General features: G+C 65.6%; 26 protein-coding genes. 16 read left to right on the forward strand and 10 right to left on the reverse strand.

Translation table 11 applies throughout. The annotated features are described in order from the left end of the window. Positions 1–1,275, forward strand: coding sequence for a cysteine--1-D-myo-inosityl 2-amino-2-deoxy-alpha-D-glucopyranoside ligase (gene mshC, locus E3T23_RS09680; RefSeq protein WP_134370170.1), 1,275 nt, complete (start codon positions 1–3; stop codon positions 1,273–1,275). Between the two features lie 20 nt (positions 1,276–1,295). Here the strand turns inward: mshC and E3T23_RS09685 are convergent, their stop codons facing one another. Then, positions 1,296–2,240, reverse strand: a complete 945-nt coding sequence (locus E3T23_RS09685; protein ID WP_198416205.1) for a proteasome assembly chaperone family protein — start codon at positions 2,238–2,240, stop codon at positions 1,296–1,298. Between the two features lie 97 nt (positions 2,241–2,337). Between E3T23_RS09685 and E3T23_RS09690 the strand changes: the two genes are divergently transcribed. The 10 genes from E3T23_RS09690 (at position 2,338) to lnt (ending at position 12,633) form a co-directional block, all read left to right on the forward strand. Further along, the gene (locus E3T23_RS09690) at positions 2,338–3,042 is read left to right on the forward strand and encodes an HAD family hydrolase (RefSeq protein WP_134370398.1); all 705 of its coding nucleotides are present in this window, start codon (positions 2,338–2,340) and stop codon (positions 3,040–3,042) included. A 26-nt stretch (positions 3,043–3,068) separates the two neighbouring features. Continuing rightward, on the forward strand, positions 3,069–4,100 hold the full coding sequence (locus E3T23_RS09695) for a tRNA (adenine-N1)-methyltransferase (RefSeq protein ID WP_134370172.1): 1,032 nt from the start codon (positions 3,069–3,071) through the stop codon (positions 4,098–4,100). 79 nt (positions 4,101–4,179) lie between these two features. After that, positions 4,180–5,148 (forward strand): FKBP-type peptidyl-prolyl cis-trans isomerase, encoded by a 969-nt coding sequence (locus E3T23_RS09700; RefSeq protein ID WP_134370173.1) that lies wholly within the window; start codon positions 4,180–4,182, stop codon positions 5,146–5,148. A gap of 34 nt (positions 5,149–5,182) precedes the next feature. After that, complete coding sequence (locus E3T23_RS09705) at positions 5,183–6,262, forward strand: helix-turn-helix transcriptional regulator (RefSeq protein WP_241977805.1); 1,080 nt, start codon at positions 5,183–5,185, stop codon at positions 6,260–6,262. Then, positions 6,259–7,254: a helix-turn-helix transcriptional regulator gene (locus E3T23_RS09710; protein WP_134370174.1), complete on the forward strand. Its 996-nt coding sequence runs from the start codon at positions 6,259–6,261 to the stop codon at positions 7,252–7,254. Before E3T23_RS09705 ends, E3T23_RS09710 begins: the two co-directional genes overlap by 4 nt. A gap of 3 nt (positions 7,255–7,257) precedes the next feature. Beyond that, positions 7,258–7,602 (forward strand): hypothetical protein, encoded by a 345-nt coding sequence (locus E3T23_RS09715; RefSeq protein WP_134370175.1) that lies wholly within the window; start codon positions 7,258–7,260, stop codon positions 7,600–7,602. Next, positions 7,595–7,816, forward strand: coding sequence for a twin-arginine translocase TatA/TatE family subunit (gene tatA, locus E3T23_RS09720; protein ID WP_104102079.1), 222 nt, complete (start codon positions 7,595–7,597; stop codon positions 7,814–7,816). Before E3T23_RS09715 ends, tatA begins: the two co-directional genes overlap by 8 nt. Before the next feature lie 47 nt (positions 7,817–7,863). Then, the gene (tatC, locus tag E3T23_RS09725) at positions 7,864–8,616 is read left to right on the forward strand and encodes a twin-arginine translocase subunit TatC (protein WP_134370176.1); all 753 of its coding nucleotides are present in this window, start codon (positions 7,864–7,866) and stop codon (positions 8,614–8,616) included. 9 nt (positions 8,617–8,625) lie between these two features. Beyond that, positions 8,626–11,079: a DEAD/DEAH box helicase gene (locus tag E3T23_RS09730; protein WP_134370177.1), complete on the forward strand. Its 2,454-nt coding sequence runs from the start codon at positions 8,626–8,628 to the stop codon at positions 11,077–11,079. A 9-nt stretch (positions 11,080–11,088) separates the two neighbouring features. Continuing rightward, on the forward strand, positions 11,089–12,633 hold the full coding sequence (gene lnt / locus E3T23_RS09735; RefSeq protein WP_134370178.1) for an apolipoprotein N-acyltransferase: 1,545 nt from the start codon (positions 11,089–11,091) through the stop codon (positions 12,631–12,633). Between the two features lie 55 nt (positions 12,634–12,688). On the opposite strand, the gene E3T23_RS09740 is transcribed toward lnt, so the two are convergent. The 4 genes from E3T23_RS09740 to E3T23_RS09755 all read right to left on the reverse strand — a co-directional run bounded on the left by E3T23_RS09740 (position 12,689) and on the right by E3T23_RS09755 (position 15,381). Further along, on the reverse strand, positions 12,689–13,054 hold the full coding sequence (locus E3T23_RS09740) for an RNA polymerase-binding protein RbpA (protein ID WP_134370179.1): 366 nt from the start codon (positions 13,052–13,054) through the stop codon (positions 12,689–12,691). Between the two features lie 90 nt (positions 13,055–13,144). Further along, positions 13,145–13,888, reverse strand: coding sequence for a glycerophosphodiester phosphodiesterase family protein (locus E3T23_RS09745; protein WP_134370180.1), 744 nt, complete (start codon positions 13,886–13,888; stop codon positions 13,145–13,147). A 6-nt stretch (positions 13,889–13,894) separates the two neighbouring features. Then, positions 13,895–14,854 carry an SPFH domain-containing protein gene (locus tag E3T23_RS09750; protein WP_134370400.1) on the reverse strand — a complete coding sequence of 320 codons (960 nt, stop codon included), beginning with the start codon at positions 14,852–14,854 and terminating at the stop codon, positions 13,895–13,897. Between the two features lie 56 nt (positions 14,855–14,910). Beyond that, positions 14,911–15,381 carry an NfeD family protein gene (locus E3T23_RS09755; protein WP_134370181.1) on the reverse strand — a complete coding sequence of 157 codons (471 nt, stop codon included), beginning with the start codon at positions 15,379–15,381 and terminating at the stop codon, positions 14,911–14,913. Between the two features lie 116 nt (positions 15,382–15,497). On the opposite strand from E3T23_RS09755, the gene E3T23_RS09760 reads away from it, so the two are divergent. Beyond that, a complete protein-coding gene (locus E3T23_RS09760) occupies positions 15,498–16,289 on the forward strand; it encodes an SDR family oxidoreductase (protein ID WP_241977813.1) in 792 nt (263 codons plus the stop codon). A 29-nt stretch (positions 16,290–16,318) separates the two neighbouring features. Here the strand turns inward: E3T23_RS09760 and E3T23_RS09765 are convergent, their stop codons facing one another. The 4 genes from E3T23_RS09765 to dhaK form a co-directional block, all read right to left on the reverse strand. Further along, on the reverse strand, positions 16,319–16,915 hold the full coding sequence (locus E3T23_RS09765; RefSeq protein ID WP_134370182.1) for an HdeD family acid-resistance protein: 597 nt from the start codon (positions 16,913–16,915) through the stop codon (positions 16,319–16,321). Positions 16,916–17,076: 161 nt separating this feature from the next. Continuing rightward, the gene (gene dhaM, locus E3T23_RS09770) at positions 17,077–17,763 is read right to left on the reverse strand and encodes a dihydroxyacetone kinase phosphoryl donor subunit DhaM (RefSeq protein WP_134370183.1); all 687 of its coding nucleotides are present in this window, start codon (positions 17,761–17,763) and stop codon (positions 17,077–17,079) included. Between the two features lies 1 nt (position 17,764). Continuing rightward, positions 17,765–18,403: a dihydroxyacetone kinase subunit DhaL gene (gene dhaL / locus E3T23_RS09775; protein ID WP_134370184.1), complete on the reverse strand. Its 639-nt coding sequence runs from the start codon at positions 18,401–18,403 to the stop codon at positions 17,765–17,767. A 19-nt stretch (positions 18,404–18,422) separates the two neighbouring features. Continuing rightward, on the reverse strand, positions 18,423–19,424 hold the full coding sequence (dhaK, locus tag E3T23_RS09780; protein ID WP_134370185.1) for a dihydroxyacetone kinase subunit DhaK: 1,002 nt from the start codon (positions 19,422–19,424) through the stop codon (positions 18,423–18,425). 226 nt (positions 19,425–19,650) lie between these two features. Here dhaK and E3T23_RS09785 point away from each other — a divergent pair, with 226 nt between their 5' ends. Both E3T23_RS09785 and glpK read left to right on the forward strand, forming a co-directional pair. Next, positions 19,651–20,415, forward strand: coding sequence for an MIP/aquaporin family protein (locus tag E3T23_RS09785; RefSeq protein WP_255570709.1), 765 nt, complete (start codon positions 19,651–19,653; stop codon positions 20,413–20,415). A gap of 59 nt (positions 20,416–20,474) precedes the next feature. Beyond that, a complete protein-coding gene (gene glpK, locus E3T23_RS09790; RefSeq protein ID WP_134370186.1) occupies positions 20,475–21,989 on the forward strand; it encodes a glycerol kinase GlpK in 1,515 nt (504 codons plus the stop codon). Positions 21,990–22,028: 39 nt separating this feature from the next. Here glpK and trpD read toward each other — a convergent pair whose 3' ends face one another. After that, positions 22,029–23,081, reverse strand: a complete 1,053-nt coding sequence (gene trpD / locus E3T23_RS09795; protein ID WP_134370187.1) for an anthranilate phosphoribosyltransferase — start codon at positions 23,079–23,081, stop codon at positions 22,029–22,031. Between the two features lie 105 nt (positions 23,082–23,186). Between trpD and ctaE the strand changes: the two genes are divergently transcribed. Both ctaE and qcrC read left to right on the forward strand, forming a co-directional pair. Continuing rightward, positions 23,187–23,855 (forward strand): aa3-type cytochrome oxidase subunit III, encoded by a 669-nt coding sequence (ctaE, locus tag E3T23_RS09800; protein ID WP_134370188.1) that lies wholly within the window; start codon positions 23,187–23,189, stop codon positions 23,853–23,855. Positions 23,856–23,877: 22 nt separating this feature from the next. Continuing rightward, complete coding sequence (gene qcrC / locus E3T23_RS09805; protein WP_134370189.1) at positions 23,878–24,690, forward strand: cytochrome bc1 complex diheme cytochrome c subunit; 813 nt, start codon at positions 23,878–23,880, stop codon at positions 24,688–24,690. The last annotated feature ends 42 nt before the right edge of the window (positions 24,691–24,732 follow it).

Raw genomic sequence — 24,732 nt, forward strand, 5'->3', positions numbered from 1 at the left:
ATGCGTGCCTGGAAACGACCCGAAATTCCGCAACTCCCCGGTCAGTCCGGCGCACCCTGGCTGCACGACACCGCCACCGCGGCGCTGATCGAGGCCAGGCCCAACGACATCGCGCGCCTGTACGTGTGCGGGATCACCCCCTACGATGCCACTCACCTCGGCCACGCGGCCACCTACCTGGCCTTCGACACGCTCCAGCGGGTCTGGCTGGACGCCGGCTACCGCGTGCACTACGCGCAGAACGTGACGGATGTCGATGACCCGCTCCTTGAACGGGCGGCCGCCACCGGCGTGGACTGGGTGGTTCTCGCCGAGTCGCAGGTAGACCTGTTCCGCACCGACATGGAGGCTCTGGGAATCATCCCGCCGAACGACTATGTCGCCGTCACCGACGTCATCGACGAAATCGCGGATGCCGTGGCCCAGCTCTGGGACGCCGGGCTCGCCTACCCGGTCCCCGTCGAACCGGCCGCCGCCGGCGTAGCCGAGCCGACGGAACCCGCCGGCTCCGACATCTACTTCGACATCGAGGCCGCCCAGCACGCGACCTCGTGGAGGCTCGGCGACGAGAGCAATCTCGACCCCGAGGCCATGCTCACCCTGTTCGCCGAACGCGGGGGAGACCCGGACCGTCCCGGCAAACGGCATGTGCTCGACCCGCTGCTCTGGCGGTCGGCGCGCCCCAGCGAACCATCCTGGGATTCCCGCGTCGGCGCCGGCCGACCGGGCTGGCACATCGAGTGTTCGGTCATCGCTTTGAAAGAACTCGGCACAGACTTCACGGTGCAGGGCGGCGGCAGCGACCTGATCTTCCCGCACCACGACATGAGCGCGGGGCACGCGGCCGCCCTCTCCGGGCATCCGCTGGCCGGCGTCTACAGCCACACCGGCATGGTGGCCTACCAGGGCGAGAAGATGAGCAAGTCGCTCGGCAACCTGGTGCTGGTGTCCAAACTGCGCGCCGCGGGGACCGACCCTCGAGCCATCCGCCTGGCTCTGCTCGACCAGCACTACCGCACCGATTGGGAGTGGACGGATGCGCACCTGCGGGATGCGGAGTCGCGTCTCGCCGCCTGGACCGCGGCCTTCGGGGCAACCGGTGCGGCCGGAACCGGGAACGCCGGACGGGTCGTCGACCAGCTGAGGGCAGCCCTGGCCGCGGACCTCGACACACCCGCCGCGCTGGCGATTGTGGACGCCGCCGCCACCGTGGGGGTCGACGACCCGGCCCTGGTAGCCCTTGCCGCCGACGCACTGCTCGGCGTAGCGCTCTAGGTTCAGGCCTTCAGCCCGGCTTAAGGCTGGCGCGGTCCGTCGGGCCCCGGGCGTCCCTCGCCCCGGGAGTCACGGCCGTCGCCGCGCTTGCGCAAATACTTCTCGAATTCCTGGGCGATCGCTTCGCCGCTGGCCTCCGGGGAATCCACGGTGTCGCGGGCCTGTTCGAGCTGCCCGATGTACGCCGCCATCTCGTCGTCCTCGGCCGCCAGGGTGTCGATGCCGCTCTGCCATTCCTCGGCCTCGGTCACCAGGTCGCCGCGTGGGATGACGACGTCGATGATCTCCTCCAGCTTGTCGATCAGCGCGAGCATCGCCTTCGGCGAAGGCGCGTTGTGCACGTAGTGGGGAACGGATGCCCAGATCGACAGGGTCGGGATGCCGACCTCCTCCGCGGCGATCGCGAGCACGCTCAGGATGCCGACCGGGCCTTCGTAGGTGCTGCGCTCGATCTGCAGTTCGGCCCGCACCTGCGGGTTGTCGCTGGACACGAAGATGGAAATGGGCCGAGTGTGCGGAACATCGGCCAGCATGGCCCCGAGAAAGACGATGCCGCCGACATCCGCGGCCAGCGCGGCGTCGAGGATCTCCGCGGCGAACCCCTTCCAGCTGCGGGACGGTTCCGTTCCGAGGAGCAGGTAGATGTTTCCGGCGTTCGTGCCGCTGACCCGTAGCTGCGCGTCAGCGGCCAGGGCCGCCCCGGCCTCGGCGGGGGTCGTCGGCCCGTAGAGCACGGCGCCCGGCCACTCGAGTTTGCGACGACCCTCTTCACCACCGGCCGAAATGGTGGGCCGATTGAACTGGTAGTCGAAGTAGACCTCCGGGTCGATTTCGGCGACGGGGGAGACATCCAGCAGATCCTTCAGGGTACCCACGGCGCCGGTAGCCGCCTCGCCGGCGTCATTCCAACCCTCAAACGCCACCACCAGGAGGCGCCCGTTCAGGAACCCATTAGCCTCTGTCACTGTATGAAACCTCTTCCGACGGGGTGCCCCGCGTGGCGCACCATCAATCAAGGATAGGCGGTGCCCTCTACACTTGAACTCCGTGAACGCGATCCGAATCAATTCCCCCCTGCCTGCGGCCGTGCTCTGGGACATGGACGGCACCATCGTCGACTCCGAGCCGTACTGGATGCGTGCCGAGACGGAACTGGTCGAATCCTTCGGCGGCGAGTGGTCGCGCAGTGACGCCATGCTGCTGGTCGGCTCTGGCCTCGAGGGTTCCGCGGTGATCCTGCAGAGTCGGGGCGTGGACCTGGCCGGCGACGCCATCGTGCACCGGCTCACCAGTCGCGTCCAGGAACTCCTCCGCACCCACGGTGCCCCGTGGCGACCCGGCGCTCTCGAACTTCTCGCCGAACTCAAAACCGCCGGCGTCCCCATGGCGCTGGTCACCATGTCGCAGCAGCGGATGGCGCACCAGATCGCCGAACTCGTGGGATTCACCGCCTTCGACACCATCATCGCCGGCGACATGGTCACGCACAGCAAACCGCATCCGGAAGCCTACCTGACGGCCGCCGGACTGCTCGGTGTCGACCCCGAGCAGTGCATCGCGGTGGAGGATTCCGTCCCGGGGATCGCGGCCGCCGTGGCATCGGGGGCCGTCGTCGTCGGCGTCCCGCACATGGTTTCCCTGCCCGAGAGCGCACACTACGACCTCTGGCCGACGCTCGCCGGTCGGACCCTGGACGGATTCACTGCGCTCTACACCGCCCGACGCGGCTCCATCGGTCGCACACCGGCCCTGACCGACTCCGAATGACCCGAGAACAAGGACGTAATCCACGCATGAGCGACAACCAGGTCATCCAGAACAGCGGACCCTTCCGGATCGGCGACCGGGTCCAGCTGACCGGGCCCAAGAACAAACTGAACACGATCACCCTGGAACCCGGCAAGGTCTTCCATACCCACCGGGGCATCCTCGCTCACGACGACATCATCGGCCTCCCGGACGCCTCGGTCGTCACGAACAACGTCGGTGTGGAGCACCTGGCCCTGCGGCCGTTGCTGAACGACTTCGTGATGTCGATGCCGCGTGGCGCCGCCATCATCTATCCCAAGGACGCCGCCCAGATCATCGCGCAGGCCGACATCTTCCCGGGCGCCACGGTGGTGGAGGCCGGCGTCGGTTCCGGCGCCCTGTCGCTCTGGCTGCTGCGCGCCATCGGCCCCGCCGGACGCCTGGCCTCCTTCGAACGCCGCAGCGAATTCGCGGATGTCGCCCGGGACAACATCGCGACCTTCCTCGGATCCGACCCTGCCAACTGGAGCATCACCCTCGGCGACCTCGCCGATACCCTGCCGGACACGATGCCGGCCCACAGCGTCGACCGGGTCGTGCTCGACATGCTCGCACCCTGGGAATGCCTGGGGTCGGTCTCGAACGCGCTCAAGCCCGGGGGAGTGCTGCTCTGCTACGTGGCCACCGTGACTCAGCTCTCACGGGTGGCCGAGGCCATCCGTTCGACCGGTCTGTACACGAACCCGGACTCGAACGAGACCATGGTTCGCGGTTGGCACGTCGAGGGTCTCGCCGTGCGGCCCGATCACCGCATGATCGGGCACACGGGCTTCCTGATCACCGCCCGCCGTCTCGCCCCGGACACGATCCTGCCCGAGTTGAAGCGCCGGCCGTCGAAGACCGATTTTTCCGACGCGGATGTGGAGGCCTGGACACCGGGCGCCCTCGGCGAACGCAGCGTCAGTTCGAAGGTCATGCGGAAGCGCGTGCGGATGGCCGAGACCGGCGCCGCCATCTCCAAGGCTCGTGAGCTTGACGCGGTCGCACCCGACGACCTCGCGCCCGACGCCCGTTAGGATTGGGTCCGGCCTGCCGCTGGCCGCAAATCTGCCCCTGTCCCGGACAATCACTCGACCCACACTGAAATGAGACCCCGTGCGTAGAGCTCCTGCACTCATCGCCTCCGCTGGCCTGCTGGTCGCGGTCCTGACCGGCTGCAGCAGTCCCCGCGACGCCGCGGACTGCGAAGCGCCGGTCACGGAGGGGGCAGCGTCCAAGCTCGTCTCAGTGTCAGGCGAGTTCGGGTCCGCACCCACGGTGGACTTCCCGACCCCGCTGAAGACGGACACCACCCAGGTCAGCGAGAACATCGCCGGCACGGGAGGCGGCATCGTCCCGGATCAGCTGGTCAAGCTCGACGTCACCCTCTACAACGGCACGACGGGCGCGCTGATCAGCGAGAGCGAGTACGACGGCGCCACCCAGGCCAGCATCGTCGTCGATGACGAGCAGACCCTCCCCGGCCTGGCCCTGGGCCTGGAATGCGCGCAGGTCGGCTCCCGTCTGGCGCTCATCGTCTCCCCGGACGACGGGCTCGGCCCGGCCGGCGGGGACGCGAACAGCGGCATCGGCGCGAACGACTCCCTGGTCTTCGTGATCGACGTCGTGCGCGCCGACCTGCTTCGTGCCGACGGCGCCAACCGGCCGGTCGCCGGCGGTCTTCCGTCCGTTGTCCTGGCACCTGACGGCACCCCCGGCATCACCATTCCCTCGAGCGAGCCCCCGACCGCGCTGGAGATCGGCGTCCTCAAGCAGGGCAACGGCCCCAAGGTCGCGGAAGGTGACACCGCGACCCTGCACTACACGGGCGTGCTCTGGAACGAGAAGACGGTCTTCGACTCCAGCTGGCAGACCGGGAAACCGGCGGAGTTCCTGATCGTGGACGGTTCCAAGACCGAGGGCGGGCTGATCCCCGGGTTCGCCCAGGCCGTCATCGGCCAGACCGTTGGTTCGCAGGTCGTCGCCGTCATCCCGCCAGATCAGGCCTACGGTGATGAGGCCTCGCAAACCATCCCCGCCGGCTCGACGCTCGTGTTCGTGGTCGATATCCTCGGTGTGAACTAAGGCTCGGCGAGCGAGCGGCGGATAGACTCGCACCGTGTCGTCCACCATTGAGAAGAACAGCCGGGTTTCGGTTGAAGAACGCCTGTTCAGCCTGGTACTTGCTCTCATCGCAACGGAGATCGGGCTGACCAAGGCCGACATTCTGTCGACCGTCCAGGGGTACCGGCAGCGTTACCTCCCCGGAGGCGACAACGCCAGCCTCGAGCGGCAGTTCGAGCGCGACAAGGATGACATCCGCGAACTGGGTATTCCGCTCGAGGTGGTGGAGCAGCAGGGCGAGCCCGGCAGCAACCACCATCTGCGGTATCGCATCCCCAAGGGGCTGTACGAGCTTCCGGCGGACGTGACATTCACTCCGGACGAGTTGATGCTGCTCAAGCTCGCCGCGACGGTATGGCGGGAGGGCTCCCTGTCTGCGGAGTCCCAGCGGGCGATGACGAAACTCCATGCGCTGGGGATCGACTCGAGCGATCCCGTGCTCGGTTACTCACCGTCCCTACGCGTGCGGGAGGCGTCCTTCGAGCCGCTCAGCAAGGCAATGGATCGCGGTCAGGTTGTCGCATTCCTCTATCTGAAGCCCGGCGAGGCCGCCGCGCACCGCCGCCAGGTCGAGCCCCGCGCCGTCGTGCTGCACGACGGACGCTGGCATCTGTTCGGAACCGACCAGGACGCCGCGGCCACTCGCACGTACCTGCTCTCCCGAATCGTCGGGCCGGTCGTGTCCGTCCCCGGAGCCTTGTTCGTGGAGCACGGCGTGGGCCAGGGGCAGGAGGCCCTCAGTGAACTCGAGGCGCTCTGGACGGCCAATATCGCCGTGGTTTCCGCCGAACCGGGCAGTGATGCCGCGGTGCGACTGTCGAAGCGACGCGTTGCGGGGGAGAGGCCAGCGGACCCGGACGCATCCAACCCGCACCTGCATCAGCCCCTGCATCTGCACTACACCGATCTCAACGTGCTGGCCGACGAGCTCGCCGGCTACGGGCCGGAGGTTCTGGTGCGTTCACCCGACTCCCTGCGCGCGGCGGTACGGTCCCGTCTGATCAGCGTGCGGGATGCCCACACCGATTCCGGTGTGAGTGCGCACCCGCAGGCAGCGACGGGAGCTGACTCATGAACGCCGGTCCGGGACTCGGCGCATCCGACAAGCTGACCTTCCTCCTGGCGCTGGTTCCCTTCCTGATGGACCATGACCGCATCAGCGTGACCGACGTCTCCGAGCATTTCAGGGTCTCGCCCGACCGGGTGCGCGACGCGGTCAACCTCATCGCGGTCTCCGGCATCCCGGGGGAGACCCGCCAGTACCTGCACGGCGACCTGTTCGACATCCACTGGGACGAATTCGAAACGAACGACGTCATCGTGCTCACCCATCTCGTGGCCATCGACGACTCGCCGCGTTTCTCCGCCCGGGAAGCCGCCGCACTGATCGCCGGCCTGCAATACCTGTCGTCGCTGCCCGAGAATGCCGACGTCGATGCGATCGCCACCCTGATGGCGAAACTTACCCGCAGCGCCTCGGCCGCTCCCAGCCAGGTGGCCGTTTCCGGAACGGATGCCCGCAGCAGCATCGCGGTCGTTCAGGCCGCTGTCCGCGACGGAGTTCAGATCGAGTTCGACTATCTGAACGCCCGCGGCGAGCATGAGTCGCGTCGGGTCGACCCGTGGCGCATCCAGTCCGTGGACCGGGACTGGTACTTGCGCGGCTGGTGCCACCTGCGCGAGGCCGCCCGCACCTTCCGCCTCGACCGGATGAGCGATCTGCACGCGACCGACGTGCCGACCAGCCCCCGGTCCGCCGACACGCTGCTGCCCGAGAACCTCTTCGAGGGCTCCGCATCCGACCTCGACGTGACGGTAGAGCTCCCGACATCGGCCGTGCCCTTGCTCGCGGACTACGCGCCGCACGGCTCCGCCGGAGGGAAGGGGGACCGCGTGCGAAGAACACTCCGGGTGGCTCATTTCCACGGTCTCAAACGCCTGGTCACCGGCCTCGCCGGAGTCGTGGAAGTGGTCGACCCGGCCGAAGCCCGCGCAGTCGTGCGCGACTGGGCCGCCGCCGGGGTTGCCCGCTATGACGAGACCGAACCGACAGTCGGGGGTGAGTAGCGGATGCCGTGGTGGTCGTGGGTGCTGATCTGGACCGGCCTGGTGCTCGGCCTGCTCGCGATGCTGGTCTGGTTCGGGTTCGCCCTGTTCACGAAGGCCATGGCGACGGGCAAGGCGCTCCAGGACCTCGGCGATCGTGTCGCCGGCGTCACCCAGGGGCAGGAAACACCCGCACAGGGCCGATTCCGACCGTCCATTTTCACAGATCCGACCGACCTCTACCTCGCCCTCGAGCTGGTGCGGCGGGACCGGGCCCAGCGTCGGCAGCGACGGCGGGATTCCTTGATCGCCCGAGGTAAACTATCCATAACACGCTCACTGACCCAGAGGACAGACACTGATGCTTAACAACCTGACCGGATGGCACTTCCTGATCATCCTCGTCATCGTTCTGCTTCTGTTCGGCGCGCCTAAGCTTCCCGGCCTCGCCCGCAGCCTCGGGCAGTCCATGAAGATTTTCAAGAACGAGATCAAGAGCGACAAAGAAGACGCCGAGACCACCGGCAGCGCTGACGACTCTTCGAAGGCCGCCGGCACAGCCGACCCGACGACGAAGTCGTAAGTCCCGTGGCGGGGCGAGCTCCTCGGCGCACGCCTACTGATGGCAAAATGTCGCTGGGGCAACATCTTCTCGAGCTGCGCAAGCGGCTCTTCCTCGCGGCGGCCGGAATCGTGGTCGGTGCGATCATCGGCTGGTTCCTGTCCGACATGGTGTGGGACGCCCTGCGTGAGCCGATCTACGCGATCATCGAGGCGCAGGACCGCACGGCCCAGCTGAACTACCCGGACATCACCAGCGCCTTCGACCTGAAGTTGAAGATCGCCTTCTACGTGGGACTCGTCGTGTCCAGCCCGATCTGGCTGTATCAAATCTTCGCGTTCCTGGTCCCCGGCCTCACCCGGATCGAGAAGCAGTACACCTTCGGTTTCCTGTTCACCGCCATTCCGCTGTTCCTCGCGGGCTGCGCCGCGGGATGGATCGTCCTGCCGAACATCGTCGGACTGATGACGAGTTTCGCCCCCGCGGAAGACGCCGCGCTCATCGTCGCGCAGAGCTACCTCGACTTCGTGTTGAAGCTCATGATCGCGATCGGCGTGGCCTTCGTGCTCCCCGTCTTCATCGTGCTCCTCAACCTGGCGGGCGTGATCAGCGCCCAGTCGATCATCAAATCGTGGCGGATCGCCGTCCTGCTGATCACCCTGTTCACGGCGATCGCCACCCCCGCTGCCGACGTGATCTCAATGTTCCTCCTTGCCATCCCGATGGTGGTGCTTTATTTCGCCGCCTACGGAATCGCGTACCTCCATGACCGACGAGCCGCCAAACGCGCCCGTGCCCTCGAACAGGAGTTGGCGCTCTAAGCGCATCCGATGACTTACCTTGATTCGCCCGCGGAACGCTATGCCGCTTCCCGAGCCCGCGTCGGCCGCCCCCGCCTGGAGTCATTCCGCGCCGGTCTCCGCTTCGAACTGGACCCCTTCCAGTTGGCCGCCTGCGCGTCCCTCGAAGACGGGAACAGCGTGCTGGTCGCAGCGCCTACGGGTGCCGGAAAGACCCTGATCGCGGAATTCGCAATCTATCTGGCGATGCAGAGCACACAGAAGAAGGTCTTCTACACCGCACCGATGAAGGCGCTGAGCAATCAGAAGTTTCAGGAGCTCGTCGCGGAATACGGCGCGGATGCCGTGGGCCTGCTCACCGGCGACACGAACGTGAACCCTCAGGCCCGCATCGTGGTCATGACCACCGAAGTGCTGCGGAATATGCTCTACGCCGACTCGGACCTGCTCACGAACCTCGCCTTCGTCGTCCTGGACGAGGTCCATTTCCTGGCCGACAGATTCCGCGGTGCCGTCTGGGAAGAGGTCATCATCCACCTGCCCCAAGACGTGCGCATGGTCTCTCTCAGCGCCACGGTCTCCAATGCCGAGGAATTCGGCGACTGGTTGCAGGCCGTTCGCGGCGAAACGGATGTCATCGTCTCCGAGGAGCGACCGGTGCCGCTCGAGCAGCATGTGCTGGTCAAGAGCAAGATGCTCGATCTCTTCGACGCGGCCGGCCTGGCCGGGACCCACCGGGTGAACCCCGAGCTGGTCCGGCTGGCCCAGTCGGGCGGGCGCGCACCTGCGCTGCGCTCGGCGAACGGGCGACGGGGCGGCGACCGCGACCGTGGCCGGGGAACCCAGCCGCGCGGCGGCTTCGAACCCGGGCGGATGGATCGTTCCGAGATCGTGCGGCTGCTCGAGGGCAAACACCTGCTCCCGGCGATCTTCTTCATCTTCAGCCGCGTCGGCTGTGACCAGGCGGTCCGCCAGGTGTTGCGCGCCGGCGTGCGCCTGACCGACGCGCACGAGCGCGAGGAGATCCGGCAGATCGTCGACGAACGGTGCCGCACTCTCCTGGACGAAGACCTCGGTGTCCTCGGTTATTTCGAGTGGCTCGACGGCCTCGAGCGGGGCGTCGCCGCCCACCACGCCGGACTGCTGCCGGCGTTCAAAGAGGTCGTGGAGGAGCTGTTTCAGAAGAAGCTGGTCAAAGCCGTCTTCGCCACCGAAACCCTGGCACTCGGCATCAACATGCCCGCCCGCACGGTGGTACTCGACAAGCTCGAAAAGTTCAACGGGGAGGCGAGAGTGCCGATCACCCCGGGGGAGTACACCCAACTCACCGGGCGGGCCGGGCGGCGCGGCATCGACATCGAGGGCCACTCGGTGATCCAGTGGGCATCCGGACTCGACCCGCAGACGGTCGCGTCCCTCGCTTCCCGGCGTACCTATCCGCTCAATTCCAGCTTCAAGCCGACCTACAATATGGCCGTCAACCTGATCGATCAGTTCGGGCGGGAGCGCACGCGCGAGGTCCTCGAGTCCTCGTTCGCCCAGTTCCAGGCCGATCGCGCGGTCGTCGACCTGGCACGCAAAGTGCGCCAGCAGGAGGAATCCCTGGCCGGGTTCGCCAAATCCATGGACTGCCATCTGGGCGACTTCACCGAGTACTCCGCCATCCGGCGCAACCTCACCGAGGTCGAGCGCCAGAATGCGGCGGGGGAGACCGGCGCCCGAGCGGCACGCGAGCGCCGCCAGCGCGAACTGGGCGGTCTGCGCAAACGCATGCGCGAGCACCCCTGCCACAGTTGCCCGGAGCGCGAGCAGCACGCTCGGTGGGCGCAGCGCTGGTGGAAGCTGAAACGCGACACGGATGCCCTCACCCAGCAGATCACAACCCGTACCGGCGCCGTCGCCCGCGTCTTCGACCGGGTGACCGAGGTCCTGGTGGGCCACGGCTACCTCCTCGAGGGTCCCGACGGCACGGTCACGCTCAGCCCGAGCGGTCTGATGCTCCGCCGCATCTACGCAGACCGCGACCTGCTCGTCGCGGAGTCCCTCCGCCGGGGCCTGTGGAACGACCTCGATCCGGCCGGCCTCGCCGCAATGGCCTGCGCCCTCGTCTTCGAACCCCGCCGCGAAGAGGGTCTGATCGATCCGCGCTACCTGCCGAAGGGTGCCTTCCGGGAGGCCCTGCACGAGACCCAGGAGCTGTGGAGCCGCCTCGACGACCTCGAACGCGACCATAAGCTTCCGGGAAGCAACCCCCTCGCCGTCGGTCTCAGCCTGGCGATGTGGAAGTGGGCGCGTGCCGGCTCGCTCATAGATGTCCTGGACGAGGCCGAGATGGCGGCGGGGGACTTCGTGCGCTGGACGAAACAGACCATCGACCTGCTGGACCAGCTCTCGGTCGTGGCCGACGACCCGGTCGGCCGTACGGCGCGCAAGGCCATGGACGCGATCCGCCGCGGGATCGTGGCCTACTCATCGGTCGCTTAGGCTGATGACGTGATTTCGGGGACCCTACGACGGCTTGCCCTACCGCTGCCGGCCGCCATTCTGCTCGTCGCGGTGGCAGGCGCGATCCTCGACGCCGGTTTCCCTGATCGGTCGTGGTGGATTCTGGCCCCGGTCGGGGTTTTCCTGATGCTGCTTGCCCTTCTGGGCCGTGGCCTCTGGTCCGGCCTGCTGATCGGGATGGTGGGCGGCCTGTCGTTCTGGCTGATCCACATCAGCTGGCTGACGCTGTACCTGGGACCTGTTCCGTGGCTGGCGCTGGCCGGCCTTCAATCCATCTTCTTCGGCATCAGCCTGGCGTTGATCGGGGTCGTGCTGGAGGCAGGGCCGCGGGTGTGGCCGTCCACGCTGGGCCGCGTCGGCGTGATCCCGGTGGTGGTGGCCGGGCTGTGGACGGCGCGGGAAGCACTCTCCTCGGTCTGGCCGTACGGCGGATTCGCCTGGGGCCGGGTGGCCATCTCCCAGTCCGAGAGCCCGTTCAATTCGCTGGTGGCCTGGGTCGGCATGTCGGGGCTCAGCTTCCTCCTGGTCTGGCTCTGCGCCCTGGCCCTGCAGTTGGTCCGCGAAACCCCGGTGCGGCTCACTGTGCGCGCAGGCATCGCGGCGGCGGCGATCGCGGTCCTGCTGATCATCCCGGCGTGGCCGACGGTTCAAACGGGCCAGGCCCGTCTGGCCGCTGTCCAGGGGGCATCCGACGCCGGCCTGTTCGCGCGCTACTCGCCGGGGCAGATCCTGGCGGACCATACTTCGGCGACCCTGGCCGTGATCGACGAGGAGGTCGACTTCGTCGTATGGCCGGAGAACGCCAGCGACATCGACCCGCTCCGCTCCACGGATGCCGCGAAGAACCTGGACTACCTCAGCCGCACGATGGGCGTCCCGATCATCGCCGGCACTATCACCCAGCGGGACAACAAGTTCTACAACAGCTCTCTGCTCTGGCAGGAAGGGCAGGGCGCCGTGGACATCTATGACAAGGTCCATCCGGTTCCCTTCGCAGAGTACATGCCCGACCGCGCGTTCTGGCGGCCGTTCGCCCCCGAACTGATCGACCTCATCGCACGCGACTACTCCATCGGCACCCGGGACAACGTCTTCGACATCAACGGAATCATGGCGGGGATCGCCATCTGCTTCGATATCGCCGACGACCAGCTGGTGCAGGAGATGGTCGACGACGGGGCCGAGATCATCCTCGCCCAGACGAACAACGCGGATTTCGGCCGCACGGATGAGAGCGTGCAACAGCTGGCCATCGCACGGCTGCGGGCGATCGAGGCCGGGCGCACGGTCGTCAACATCTCGACCGTCGGCACCAGTGCCATCATCACGCCGGACGGCGCCACCCTCGACAGTCTGCCGACCTGGCTACCCGGGGCCATGGTGCAGACGGTTCCACTCAGCTCCACCGTCACCCCGGCCATGGCGGCGGGCCGGGGGATCGAGTGGCTGGTCGCCGGCCTCGGCCTGGCCGGGTTCGTGTTGTGTTCCCTTAACGAACTACGCGCCCGACGGAATCGGGCGCGTAGCGTGTGACTGAAGAGCAGGTCAGCAATCGAACCTGATCAGATGTGTCCGAGAGAGTGGCCGATCAGGCGCCGATCTTCTGCTGTCCGCGACGCTGCCGCAGGAACGTCAGACGTTCTTCGAGGAGTTCCTCGAGTTCGGCGCGCGTGCGACGCTCCAGGAGCATGTCCCAGTGGGTGCGCGGTACCTTCTCGTCGGAATGGTCGACAACAACCGGCTTGGAGTCAACCAGCCGAGTTGCTGTCTGTGAACAGAAGCGACATTCCCACTCGTCAGGGGCTTCCGCCTCTGCCGAGAAGATCATGACCGTCTCCCGCGCGCACGTTGCACACAGATACGTGTGACTGACTCGTGGTGAAAAGGTAACGCCCTCTTCGCTCTGAAGGCTCTGTGCGCCTAACCTCATGCCACGCAAACTGCGGTCCGCCATCGTGTGGTCTCCTCTCGCGATGCAACTCTCAGGTATAAACCATCAAGCTGGACGTTATCTTTCCGTTACGTGGTCTTTCGGAGACAACTCTCAGGTTCGCGCGGCGATGATCGCCACGGCCAGATCGCAGCGGTCGGTGACGAGCCCGTCGACGCCCAGGTCCAGGAGACGGATCATTGCCTCCGGATCGTTGATGGTCCAGACGTGTACTTCTATCCCCGCAACGTGCATGCCCCGAATGAAGCGGGGCGTGAGGATTCGGTGAAACCTCACCGTTTCCGGGACCTGCACGGCGGCAAAGCCCTTCAAAGTGCGCCGTGACAGAGCGGCCACCCCCATTTCTGCGGCCAGGACAGCGCGCATCAAGACCGAGGCGGATGCCGATGTGGCCACCCCGGGGAGCAGCCCGGCCGTTCGGCGCCGGCGGTTTTCGGAGAACGAGGTGATCAGCACCCGGTCTATGGCGCCGGCGTCCCTGACCGCTGCGGCCGTGGCCTCGACGCCCGACGTAGATTTGACGTCGATGTTGAACCGGGCCTCAGGGAACGCGTCGAGTCCCTCACGCAGGGAGGCGAATGATTGACCCTTGCCGAGTCCGATGCGCCGAAGTTCGCCCATCGTGAGCTGATCCAGGCGGATGCGGGTTCCCGCCACATCATGGTCGGCGTCGTGGCTGAGCACGGCGATTCCGTCGTCCGTGGCGTGGACATCCGTTTCGATGTGCGTCGCGCCGGCGGCCAGGGCGTGCCGGAAGGCCAGAAGGGTGTTCTCCGGTGCGTCGAGGGAGAGCCCGCGATGGGCGAAAACGCGCGGCCCGGCCCCCTCGAGGAACATGGTTGCCTATGCCTCCGTGGCCGCGGGGGCGTAACCAGTCTGGGCTGTTGGGGCTATTGGGGCTGTTGGGGCTGTAGGGGCTGGCGGTACTGGCGGTACCGAGCCGGCCGAGCCGGCCGTGCCGCCGGCGGCGTGGCCGAATGCCGCACCGATGCCGTTCATCGCCGCGGTGAGCTCGCTGGGTACAATCCACAATTTGTTCGCGCTGCCATCAGCGAGCTTGGGGAGGGTCAGAAGATACTGGTAGGCGAGCAGCTTCGGATCCGGATCACCGTCGTGGATCGCTTTGAACACCGTGGTGATCGCCTCGGCCTCACCCTGGGCGCGCAGGACGGCCGCCTTCGCGTCGCCTTCCGCGGACAGGATGGCGGCCTGCCGAGCGCCCTCGGCCGTCAGAATCGCGGACTGCTTCGTGCCCTCAGCGGTCAGGATGACGGCGCGGCGGTCGCGCTCGGCTCGCATCTGCTTCTCCATCGAGTCCTGGATGGAGAGGGGAGGGTCGATCGCCTTCAGCTCCACCCGGCCGACTCGGATGCCCCACTTGCCGGTCGCCTCGTCCAGCACGATCCGCAGCTGCCCGTTGATGTTGTCACGGCTGGTCAGGGCCTCTTCGAGGTTGAGGCCACCGACCACATTGCGCAGAGTTGTCGTGGTGAGCTGTTCGACAGCGCCCAGGTAATTCGCGATCTCATACGTGGCCGCTCGCGCATCCGTGACCTGGAAATAGACCACAGTGTCGATGGAAACCACGAGATTGTCCTCGGTGATCACCGGTTGCGGGGGAAACGACACGACCTGCTCGCGCATATCGAGAAGCGGTCTCACCCGGTCGACGAAGGGGACCAAGATGTTCAGGCCCGGCTGGAGCGTCTTGTGATATTTGCCCAGTCGCTCGACGACCCCGGCATTGGCCTGCGGAATGATCTTGATGGCCCGGATCAGAACGACGACAACGAACACCCCCATCACCAGGAGGAGGGCGACAACGAAGATTTGGCCGATGGTTTCATTCGTGGGAAGCACTAGGTGACGTTCCTTTCAGAGGGTAGGACGACGGCGGTGGAGCCTTCGATCGCGGCTACGCGAACAGTGTCGCCGGGTTCGGCGGATTGCCTGTCGGTGTCGGGGGAGAGGCGAGCGGTCCAGGTTTCGCCGTTGGCCAGTTTGACCATTCCGCCCGAGAGCCGAACGGTGGACAGCACTTGCGCGCTCATGCCGAGCAGTGCGGCTACATTGCTGGGCGTATGGTCGGCACCCGTTCGCAACAGTCGCAGGAGGACCGGACGGATGAGCAGGATGAGCAGGACCGAAACCACGGCGGCGATGACGATCTGGAACCACCAAACGGCTCCCAGCAGGTTCGCACCCAGGCCGGCGAGGCTCCCGACTGCGACCATCAAAAAGGTGAACTCGAGGGACAGCAACTCGATGATCACGCAGACAAGGATGAAGACGAGCCAAACGATCCACAGGTAGTCGGTCAGGTCAGCCATTGATTTCGGAGCCTCTCACGTGACGTTTCGCTTCCGAAGCTATCACCTGCTCGTCGGCCGGTGTCGAGGCAGGCCGGGGCAGAGTCGGGCGACTCCTATTGCTAAGATTCCGTGTTGTGAGTATTGCACCCAAAACCCCCCTCGACGCCGGCTCTCTCACCGGCAAACGCGCTCTCGTCACCGGGTCCTCCCGTGGTGTCGGAGCGGCCACCGTCGGCTTCTTCGCCGAGGCGGGCGCCAGCGTTGCGATCAACTTCCGCAACAAAGAGACTCGCGCGATCAAGGTCGCCGACGCGATTCGCGCCGCAGACGGTACTGCTATCACGGTCGGCGCCGACCTGACGGATGCTGCCTCCGTGGCGTCCATGTTCGAAACCATCCGTGCGGAATTCGGCGGCCTGGACATCCTCGTCATGAACGCCTCCGGCGGGATGGAGAGCGGTATGGCCGAGGATTACGCCATGCGGCTGAACCGGGACGCCCAGGTCAACCTGTTGAACGCGGCACGACCGTTGCTCGCTCCGGGTTCCCGCGTGGTGTTCGTCACCAGCCACCAGGCCCACTTCGTCGAGACCACGACCACGATGGCCGAGTACGAGCCGGTCGCCCGCAGCAAGCGGGCCGGCGAGGATGCCCTGCGGGCCCTCATCCCCGAGCTCGCGAACGCCGGTATCGGTTTCGTCGTCGTTTCGGGCGACATCATTGAAGGAACGGTCACTGCCGTTCTGCTCGAGCGTGCCAGCCCCGGAACCATGAACGCCCGCAAGGATGCCGCCGGCCGGCTGTACAACGTCAGCGAATTCGCCGCCGAGGTTGCGCTGGCGGCCGTCGAAACCGTGCCGGAGAACAACACCCGGTACGTCGGAGACATCGCCGACTACGTCGGCGAAGCCGCCGGCCAGAGCTGACGTCTCCGCAGATCACTCTGCGCAAATAGCTAGGCAGTGTCGAACGTCGCGTCTTGACCCCGGCCGAACATGAAGGCCTGCACCAGCTGAACAATCCCGGACAGGACGAGGAACACTCCGCCGATCACCACCAGGATGGTGACCGACTCGACGGGGGAGAAGAGCACCACAACGCCGGCGACGACGCCGATGGCTCCGAAAACGGTTCCGAACCACCGGCTGGAGTCGGGCGACGTCTCCACCAGTGCGGCTACGCCCTCCACGATCCAGGAGATGCCGATGAGCAGTCCGAGCACGGCGAGAGAATCCAGGGGGTTCCTGATCGCCACGATGCCGCCGACGACCAGCAGCACGCCGAGCAGGATGTTCAGCACCCGGCTGCCACCGGAGGCGCCCTTCGTGAGTAAACCTCGCGCCACATGGACGATCCCGCTGATCAGGAAGTACAGCCCGAACAGGACGCCAAGGACGGCGACGGTGGTGTCCGGCCAAACCAGAATCACGATGCCGACGACCAGCGCCAGCAGGCCGGTTCCTGCGATGGCCAGCCGCACCCCGGTGATCTCTGACTTGCTGAGCGCTCTCGCATCCAACGAGAGATCGTAGGCCGTGACAGTACTGGGCATTTCAGCCGCCTCTCGGTGTCGGTCGACGTGCGACGTCTCGGACCTTGTGGAACACACGATAGTCAGTGCTGCCGACCGCGTCCAGACTTTCCTTTATCTGACCGATAATGCACATTATGTCAGTATGGATCTGAACGGGGTGCGTTCTATGGAGGATCTGACTATTCTTCTCCGAAGCCCGACTCCAGAAGATCTCCCAGTGCGGCCACGGCTTCCGCACCGTTCTCATCCGAGGAGCTGATTTCCGCTGTCATTCCGCGGATGAGCCCGAGCGACATCACGGCGAGCAAACTCGAGGCATCCTTGCCATTCACGGTGACCCGGGCGGTGAACGTGCTCGCGAGCTTCACGAAATCCGCGGCCGGGCGGGCGTGCAGACCGTCCTTGTTGACCAGGGTGACGGTGCGCGTGACCAGCGGCGGCGACGCGGGGTCCACCGGAGCGGCGGGTACTCCTTCGGCGGCGGAGCGAGCGGCACGAACCACGGACTCGAGGTCTCCCCCGATCTCGGCGGCCACAGCCGCAGCCACTCCCCCCTCGACCAGAGGAGCATCCACGATGCGCACCCGGGCACGTACCGCGTCGTCGAGGAAGTCCAAGGCGGTTTCGGCCGTCAGAATCGCGGAGCCCAGATCGCAGAGGAGTACGACCCCGTCGCCGGCGTCTGCCTGTTCGATACCGCTGAGCACCTTCTCGAAGCTCGTGCCGATCCCCCCATCGTCGGTCCCTCCGGCCGGGATCATCCTCGTCCGCGGTGCCATCTGGCGCGCAAGATCGACGAGACCGTCAGCGATCTTCGTGCTGTGGGAGACGAACACAAGCCCGACAGTCCCCCCTGCTGCGGCCATGTCAGTCCCCTGCAGCCGTATCGGCCGCTGCCCGCAACAGCAGGGCCGAAGACTGCGCACCCGGGTCGCGGTGGCCGATGGCCCGTTCGCCCAGGTAGCTCGCCCTTCCCTTGCGTGCGACCCATGGTTCCGTCGCCTCTGCCCCCGCCTCGGCGGCGGCTGCGGCGGCTGCCAGGATCGCCGGGCCGTCCGCGCCGCCGGCGCGGGCGGCGTCGGCGGCGTCGACGGCCGGAGTCCAGGCGTCGACCATGGTCTTGTCCCCTGATTCCGCCTTGCCGCGCAGAACGATACCGTCCCGTGCGGCCGTCAGGAGCGCGACCAGAGCAGCCCCGTCAAGTTCAGCGGATCCGGTGACGGCGACGGCGGCCTTGAGGAAGGCAGTTCCATAGAGCGGTCCCGCCGCACCGCCCACGGTTGAGATCAGCGTGGTCGCGACGAGCTTGAAGACGTCACCGGGGTTCGCCTCGGCGGGCAGGTCATCGAGTTTCAACAGCACCGCTTGAAAACCACGGTCCATGTTTTCGCCATGATCGCCATCGCCGATTTCGCGGTCCAAATTGATCAGTTCCACCCTGTGCTCATTCATCACGGCCGCGCCGGTTGTGATCCAGGCCTTAGCCCAGGTGACGTCTAAGTTCATCGGATCTCCTTCTACCCGTCTATCGTCCCCACCGTAGCGCTGCCGTTTGGACCGGCGCATCCCACAGGGCGGTCAATTCGTCGTCGAGCTTCAGCAGCGTGATGGATGTCCCCTGCATCTCGAGCGAGGTGGTGAAGTTCCCGACGAGGGTTCTGGTCACTTCGATCCCCTTCTCGGCCAGCACCTCTGCGGCCCGTCGAAAGACGATGTACAACTCGATTTGCGGTGTGCCACCCATTCCGTTGACGAACAGAAGCACCTTGTCCCCCGCCGCGAAGGGGATGTCCTCCAGAATGGGGCCGAGGAGGCGGTCGACAATGGCGTCGGCAGGTTCGAGCTTGATGCGCGCGCGTCCCGGCTCGCCGTGGATGCCGATCCCGATCTCGATCTCATCGTCGGCCAGTGTGAAGCTGCCTTCCCCGGCGTGAGGGACGACGCAGGGAGTCAGCGCCACACCCATCGACCGAACACCGGAGATGACCCGTTCCGCGATTCCGGCCACCGATTCCAGCGCGTCACCTCGCTCGGCGGCGGCTCCGGCGATCTTCTCGACCAGGACCGTTCCGGCCACACCGCGTCGCCCGGCCGTGTACAGCGAGTCCTTCACGGCGACGTCGTCGTTGACGATCACGGAGCGAACCTCGATTCCCTCAGCGGCGGCGAGGTCCGCGGCGGTCTCAAAATTCAGGACATCCCCGGTGTAATTCTTGACGATGTGGAGCACCCCGGCACCCCCGTCCACGGCCTTCGTGGCAGCAAGGATCGGGTCGGGTGTCGGTGAGGTGAAGACCGCCCCGGGCACGGCTGCATCCAGCATCCCGAAACCGACGAACCCCCCATGCAGAGGCTCGTGTCCGCTTCCTCCCCCGCTGACCAGACCCACTTTCCCGGCCAGGGGGGCATCCCTGCGCACTATGAAGATCGGATCCGTCGAAATCCGAACAATGTCGGTATGGGCCACACCGAAGCCGGCAACGGCCTCAGCGACGACGTTCTTGGGATCATTGACCAGTTTTTTCATGTCTCTTCCTTCGATGGAGGTGGTTGAACGACGCCGTCGACGGCCCGTAGTTGGAGCATTCTGCATTCCCCGGCCAACTTACGCGCAGCCCCCTCAACCGGTAAGGGGCGGGGATTTGTTCGTCAACCGGCCCATTCCGCTGCGTAATCCGCCGCGCTATATTTGTGCCGTTCGCTCACCGCGACGGGTTGCTCCGGCACCTCAAGCCTTACCAAGGAAGGTCAACGTGGACAATATTGGAGTCGTATTCTTATCGGAAGTGCTCGGGACGGGGATGCTCGTCCTCCTCGGAACCGGTGTGGTCGCCAACGTCGCACTGGCCAAGAACAAGGGCCTCGGTGGTGGGTTTCTCATGGTCACCATCGGTTGGGCCTTTGCGGTCTACGCCGGGGTCATCGTCGCCTATAACTCCGGTGCACACCTCAACCCGGCCGTCACCCTCGGTCTGGTGGCTTCGGGTGCGACCGAATTCGGTTCGGGCGTGCCCGTCAACTTCCTCTCCGTTCTCACCTACATCGCGGCCCAGTTCCTCGGTGCGTTCATCGGGGCAATCATCTGCTGGGCGGCCTACAAACAGCACTTCGATGCCGAACCCAACTCGGCGAACAAGCTCGGCGTCTTCTCGACCGGTCCGGCCATCCGTTCTTACGGTTGGAACCTGACGACCGAGATCATCGGCACGTTTGTGCTGGTCTTCGTCGTGCTGGCCTTCGGTGGCGAACGTCAGGGTGAGAGCGGCGGACTGGCCGCCCTCGGAGCCCTCCCCGTAGCGCTCCTCGTGCTCGTCATCGGCACCTCCCTCGGCGGGCCGACCGGCTACGCCATCAACCCGGCTCGTGACCTGGGCCCCCGCATTGCGCACTTCGTCCTGCCGATCAAGGGCAAGGGCGGCTCCGATTGGGCGTATTCCTGGGTTCCCGTGGTGGGTCCGGTCATTGGCGGCGTTCTCGCCGGATGGGCATCGTTGTTCCTCCTTCCCGTCCTGACCTGATCCGTCCCGTGGGCCGCTTCACACCAAGCACAGAATTCCAGACTTCAGAGAGGCATTTCATGGCCAAGTACGTCATCGCAATCGACCAGGGAACAACAAGTTCTCGGGCCATCATTTTCGACAAAGCAGGCTCGGTGATCTCGATCGGCCAGCTTGAGCACGAGCAGATCTTTCCCCGCGCCGGCTGGGTCGAACACGACCCGATGGAAATCTGGGACAACACCCGAGAAGTCATCGGCCAGGCCCTCTCGAAGGCGAATCTGACCCGGCACGACATCGAGGCCGTGGGAATCACCAACCAACGTGAGACGGCCGTCGTCTGGGACCGCAACACCGGGCTTCCCATCTATAACGCCATCGTCTGGCAGGACACGCGCACCCAGCCGATCGTGGACCGCCTCGCCGCCGACGGAGGCGTCGAACGGTTCAAGGCCAAGGTGGGGCTCCCCCTGGCGACGTACTTCTCCGGAACGAAGATCGTCTGGATCCTCGAGAACGTCGAGGGGGCCCGGGAGAAGGCCGAGGCCGGTGACCTGATGTTCGGCACGACCGACTCCTGGGTGCTGTGGAACCTCACCGGCGGTCTCGAGGGTGGCGTTCACGCAACGGACGTCACCAATGCCAGCCGCACCATGTTCATGGACCTCGCTACCCTGCAGTGGGACGACGAGATCCTCGCCGCTTTCGGAGTACCCAAGTCGATGCTGCCCGAGATCCGCTCCTCGTCCGAGGTCTACGGCCTCGTCAACGAGCACAGCCTGCTGCGTGAGGTGCCGATCGCGGGCATCCTGGGCGACCAGCAAGCCGCCACCTTCGGGCAGGCCGCATTCGATCAGGGGGAAGCCAAGAACACCTACGGCACGGGTAACTTCCTCATCTTCAATACGGGGACCGAGATCGTACATTCCAAGAACGGTCTCCTCACCACCCTCGGTTACAAGCTGGGCGACGCGGCCCCCCACTATGCGTTGGAGGGCTCCATCGCGGTCACGGGCGCCCTGGTTCAGTGGCTGCGGGACAACCTGGGCATGATCAGCACCTCCGCTGAAATCGAGACGCTGGCCAAAACGGTGGATGACAATGGCGGCGCCTACTTCGTTCCGGCCTTCTCGGGACTCTTCGCGCCCTATTGGCGTGCGGATGCCCGGGGAGCCCTCGTCGGTTTGACTCGATTCGTCAATAAGGGCCACATCGCCCGCGCCGCACTGGAGGCGACGGCGTTCCAGACACGGGAAGTCCTGGACGCCGTCAATGCCGACTCAGGGGTTCCGTTGACCGAACTGAAAGTCGACGGAGGCATGATCTCCAACAACACCCTCATGCAGTTCCAGGCCGACATCATCGGCGTGCCGGTGGTCCGTCCGGTCGTTGCCGAAACGACTGCTCTCGGCGCCGCTTATGCCGCCGGGCTGGCGGTCGGGTTCTGGAGCGACCTCGATGAGCTGCGGGCCAATTGGCAGGAGGACAGCCGATGGACTCCGCAAATGGGCGAGCCGGAGCGGAACCGTCAGCTGCGCAACTGGAAGAAAGCAGTCACCAAGACGTTCGGTTGGGTGGACGAAGACATCGTCTAGCAAGAGACGTCAGCGCCGGTCGGGTCAGCGCCGGTCGGGTCACATCTGGCTGGCTCTGACCCATTCGGCGAGCTTGGCCGTGGCCGCACCGGAGTCGATCGCTTCCGCGGCCACGGCCATCTTGCTGCGAAAGCGGTCGATGATGTTGACTTGTGCCTGAGCGGGATCGTTGGCCAGGTCGAACGCGACCAGGCCGGCGGCGGCGTTCAACAACACGATGTCACGCACCGCACCGACCTGACCGGCCAACAGCGAGTGCACGACGGCCGCATTGTGCTCGGCATCCCCGCCGACGAGCTCGCTGATCGAGGCCCGGCGCAGACCCAGGTCGCGCGGATCGATGTCGTGCTCTGTTACGAGTCCGCGCGACACTTCCCAAACGTGGCTGTGACCGGTCGTGGTCAGTTCGTCAAGCCCGTCGTCCCCGCGGAAGACCAGGGCCGTTGCCCCGCGTGTCTGGAAGACGCCCACGATCAATGGAACGCGATCCAGATTGGCCACACCGACGGCCGAGGCTTCAGGACGGGCCGGGTTGCACAACGGGCCGAGGTAGTTGAACACGGTGGGGATGCCGAGCTCCTTGCGCGCCAGGGCCGCATGACGGAACCCCGGGTGGAACGCGGCGGCGTAGGCGAAGGTGATGCCGGCCGAGTCCAAAATGGCAGCGACCTTGTCGGCGGACAGAGTCAGGTCGATGCCGAGGGCAGCGAGCACGTCCGACGAGCCGGATGCGGAACTTGCGGCCCGGTTCCCGTGTTTGATCACGGGGACGCCGGCCCCGGCGCACACGATGGACGCCATCGTCGAAATGTTCACGGTACCGAACCGGTCTCCGCCGGTTCCGACAATATCCAGGGCCATCGGATTCACCGCCAGCGGGACCGCATGGTCGAGGATGGCATCCCGGAACCCGACGATTTCGTCCACGGTTTCGCCCTTCGCTCGGAGCGCCACGAGGAAGCCGGCCAGCTGCGCCGGAGTGGCCTCGCCGAGCATGACCTGCTCCATGCTCCAGGCCGCGTCGGACACGCTGAGATCCTCCCCCGAGAGCAGAGCACTGAGGACGTTTGGCCAGGACTGAATTTCAAGCATGAGACGATTTTAGCGAGTTCGACCAAAGGCCCCGAATTCGCTTCCGGGGGCGCGTTTGTTGCAATCAGGTAGTCATTTCCACAAATGCGCGACAGGCACGCCCGGATGAGAAAAACCACTGTGAAAATCGGCCATAATGGAACGGTGACGAGCCCCTCAATTACTTATACGGTCAATGCGCCCGTTGTTAACCGGCCCAACAGCGTGGCTGTTGGCACTATCGTCTGGCTGGGCAGCGAAGTCATGTTCTTCGCCGGGCTTTTCGCCATCTACTTCACGCTGCGGTCGACCTCACCTGAATTGTGGTTGTTCGAGACAGAGAAGCATGGCTTCGGCTTTGCACTGGTGAACACGCTCATCCTCGTGTCCTCATCAGTCACCTGCCAGTTCGGAGTGTTCGCGGCGGAGCGGCTGCAATCACGTTCGACCGGCTGGAAGCCGAGCCAGTGGGGCATGGTCGAGTGGTTCTTCCTCACCTACGCCCTCGGTGCGATCTTCGTGTCCGGCCAGGTCTTCGAGTACGCGACACTCGTCTCTGAAGGTGTGTCGCTCACCAGCAACGCGTACGGTTCCGCTTTCTACCTCACCACCGGGTTCCACGGAATCCACGTGACTGCCGGCCTGATCGCCTTCCTGCTCGTAATCGGGCGCGCGTTCGCCGTCAAGAACTTCGGCCATAAGGAAGCAACCAGCGCCATCGTCGTGTCGTACTACTGGCACTTCGTCGACGTTGTCTGGATCGGACTGTTCCTCGTCATTTACGTTCTTAAATAGAAAGTCGGAGTGGACACCACGTATGACCACGATTAGCACCCCCAAGCAGTCCGGCGGTCGCAGAACCGGCCGCCGCAGCCCGCTTGCCAGCGTCGCCCTCATCGCGATCGGACTCCTCTTCACGGGAGGCGCATACGCGGCTTTCAGCACGAGTACCGCCAGCGCGGAGACGAACGCCGCGTCCCAGCAGACGGTTGACGAGGGACAGAAACTCTTCGCGGCAAACTGTGCCACCTGCCACGGTCTGGCTGCTGCCGGCACCGAGGCCGGCCCCAGCCTGATCGGAGTCGGCGCGGCCTCGGTCGACTTCCAGGTGGGCACGGGACGCATGCCGATGCAGCTGAACGGCCCGCAGGCAGAGAAGAAGGCGGTTCAGTTCACAGAAGAGCAGACCGCATCCCTCGCAGCCTATGTGGCGTCCCTGGCGCCGGGACCGGCGCTTCCGGATCCGTCGCTCCTCGACGGTGAGGGCGATGCCGCCAATGGTGCCGAACTCTTCCGCATCAACTGCGCGATGTGCCACAACGTCGCCGGTGCCGGCGGAGCCCTCACGCAGGGCAAGTACGCACCTGCCCTGACCGGGGTTTCGGAGACGCACATCTACGAGGCCATGGTCACCGGCCCGCAGAACATGCCCGTCTTCAACGACATGAACATCTCCCCGGAGAGCAAGCGGGACATCATCACGTACCTCAAGTACCTGGACAACAACCCGTCTCCCGGTGGGTTCGCCCTGGGCGCGCTCGGTCCCGTTTCGGAAGGCCTCTTCCTCTGGATCTTCGGTCTCGGTTCCATCGTCGCCTTGACGGTGTGGATCACCGCGAAGTCGAACTGACCGACGACCGAGTCTGAATCAAACTTTTCTTATGAGCATTCC

Origin of the sequence: Cryobacterium cheniae (genome assembly GCF_004403395.1) — a bacterium.
Lineage (GTDB): Bacteria > Actinomycetota > Actinomycetes > Actinomycetales > Microbacteriaceae > Cryobacterium > Cryobacterium cheniae.